A 2,499-nucleotide genomic window follows, 5' to 3' on the forward strand; every position below is an offset into this window, starting at 1 on the left:
AGAATGGAAGCTTTGGGAATCCCATTCTAGGCTATTGGAATGGAGCCTTAGCCAATATGTGGAGGAAAGAAGGCTACAGATATAGTAAAACCGATGGTAATGGTATAACCTTTAGCCTTCAGGATGGAGATGTGGTCTTCTATTATGCCAATAAAAGAGCCTCCGATGATTATCAATCGGGAGGAACCCATTAAAAAACTTTAAGAAGTTCTTTACATATTTATATTCTATATAATTTAGGATTGGGTAGCCCAATCCTTTTTTTATATAATTATTGAATTATGTTCTATTCATTGCTCATTACTCATTACTAATTACTCATTATTTTTATCAAATTTCTTCTTGACTTATAATAGACAATATATTAATATGTTTACATAAATACTAAACGAAAGGAGAAAACGTTTATGATAGAAATCTCGGAATTATTTTGGAAGGCATCAGTTGAGGAAATAGTACAGGGCTATGTCTATGACAAAGAAAATGAGGCCTATATTTGCCTAATATGTGGTGAAGTCTTTGAGAAAGGAATCATATACAAAGACGATAATCTCTATTTTGAGGCTGAAAGGTTTGTTAAACACCATATCAATCAGGTCCATTCCTCCATGTTTGATTATCTGATTGACTTAAATAAAAAATTTACGGGTTTAACTGACCATCAAAAAAATCTACTTAGACTTTTTCATGAAGGCCTCAGTGATGCGGAAGTTGTAAAAGAAATGGGAGGGGGAAGCACTTCTACAATTAGGAACCATCGCTTCACCTTAAGGGAAAGGGAGAAACAGGCAAAAGTATTTTTAGCCATTATGCAACTATTGGAGGGGAAAAATTCCCCGAAGGAGAAATTTATTACGATACACAGGGGGGCTACTATGATTGATGAACGTTATGCTATAACAGAGGAAGAAAATGAAAAGATACTAAATGGTTACTTTAGAAAGGGTCCGGATGGACCTTTACAGGAGTTTCCTGTTAAAAAGGAAAAAAGAAAAATTGCTATATTAAGGCATATAGCAAAGCGTTTTCAGCTTGGGATAAAATATACTGAAAAAGAGGTTAATGAAATCCTAAAGGCGGTATATGAGGATTACGTATTGATTAGAAGATACTTAATTGAATATGGATTTATGGAGAGAGAAAGGGATTGTAGTCAATATTGGATTAAGGAATAGGTTAAGGGGGGCTAGTATGAAGCTTAATGAAGTAATCTATCTAGAAGAAGACAAATATAAGATAAAGATATTGTCTGGTGAGGATATTGGGGATATTAATGACCTTTGTAATAGAGCTGAAGACTATTTTTTAATGGTAGATAAGAAGCTGCCAGATGAAAATACCTCTATGGAATTGTTAAAGGATATACCACCCAGTAAAACTTTGGAGGATAAATTTCTTTTAGGAGTTTACTCATATTCTGATAATAAGCTAATAGCCATTGTGGATATTCTTAGGGACTTTCATAAGGCTGGTGAATGGATGATTGGTCTGTTATTATTAGATAAAGAAAAGAGAAAAATAGGACTAGGTAGGGCCATCCAAAGCTTTATTGAGGAATGGGTAAAGGAACAAGGTGGATCTACATTGAAAATTGGAGTCTTAGAGATTAATAACAAGGCCATGGAATTTTGGTGTAAAACAGGTTATAAGGAATATAAACGGGTTAATATGGAGTTTGGTGGAGTGGATGAGGTGGTTATTGCAATGGAGAAGAGGTTGTCGCTGTGATCAACTGTAATAAGTGTAAATACTTTTATATTACATGGGAGGCATACCAACCTAAGGGGTGTCATTATTTTGGCTTTAAGTCTAAGAAGCTTCCATCGCTGGTGGTTCTCGAGACTTCCGGGAAGGAATGCCAAGCATATAGGTCTAAAGATGCTATTTAAATAATATTACAAATAATGGTACCATAGGCCAATTGAAGATATTTACAGATATGGTATTATAACATAAAGGTAATCGGTAAAAGCAGGGTGTGGTTGCCACCTTACTTCAAAGGAAGAGAGGTGGTGGGAATGGATACATATCAATCAATATCCATGATGATAATGTTTGGTATGCTATTATTAACCCTTATCTCCTATTTAGATAGGAATAACAACGGAAAAAAATGATCACACTGCCTGCACCACAGTGTGATTAAGTATTTAACGCACTTGTGGTAACCGCACCAAGCGGTCCGATTACCTTTTATATACAGTATAACATAAAAAACGACAATGTAAACATTTTACAACATTTTTTGTTTTTAACATAATTATCAGCAATAAGGAATAATATACTGGATATTGATAAAAGCTTGGTGATATAATGGATAACAGTTATTTAATTATTAGCATTCTCCTGATGCTGTTGGGAATCATAGGGGTATTTGTTTCAATCCTGCCAGGACCAATCCTTGCTCTGGCTGGGATTTTTTTATTTAATAGGAAAGTTCTTTTGTTACCTATTAAATGGGGGCTTTTAAGGGGGTATCCCCCTTATTAAAGTAAGGAG

At 34.7% G+C, this 2,499-nt stretch carries 4 protein-coding genes; all 4 read left to right on the forward strand.

From position 1 onward, the window contains the following. On the forward strand, nucleotides 1-194 hold a 194-nt coding region (locus F8153_RS16300; protein WP_192929869.1), incomplete at its 5' end, for a hypothetical protein. A gap of 213 nt (nucleotides 195-407) precedes the next feature. Then, nucleotides 408-1,175: a DUF2087 domain-containing protein gene (locus tag F8153_RS15805; protein ID WP_151867324.1), complete on the forward strand. Its 768-nt coding sequence runs from the start codon at nucleotides 408-410 to the stop codon at nucleotides 1,173-1,175. 16 nt (nucleotides 1,176-1,191) lie between these two features. Next, entirely contained in the window at nucleotides 1,192-1,728 is a 537-nt protein-coding gene (locus F8153_RS15810; RefSeq protein ID WP_192929870.1) for a GNAT family N-acetyltransferase, read from the forward strand. 290 nt (nucleotides 1,729-2,018) lie between these two features. Then, nucleotides 2,019-2,117, forward strand: coding sequence for a putative holin-like toxin (locus tag F8153_RS16785; RefSeq protein ID WP_408608765.1), 99 nt, complete (start codon nucleotides 2,019-2,021; stop codon nucleotides 2,115-2,117). Nucleotides 2,118-2,499 lie beyond the last annotated feature (382 nt).

Origin of the sequence: Alkaliphilus serpentinus, from assembly GCF_009017255.1 — a bacterium.
In the GTDB taxonomy this organism is placed as follows: Bacteria; Bacillota; Clostridia; order Peptostreptococcales; family Natronincolaceae; genus Alkaliphilus_D; species Alkaliphilus_D serpentinus.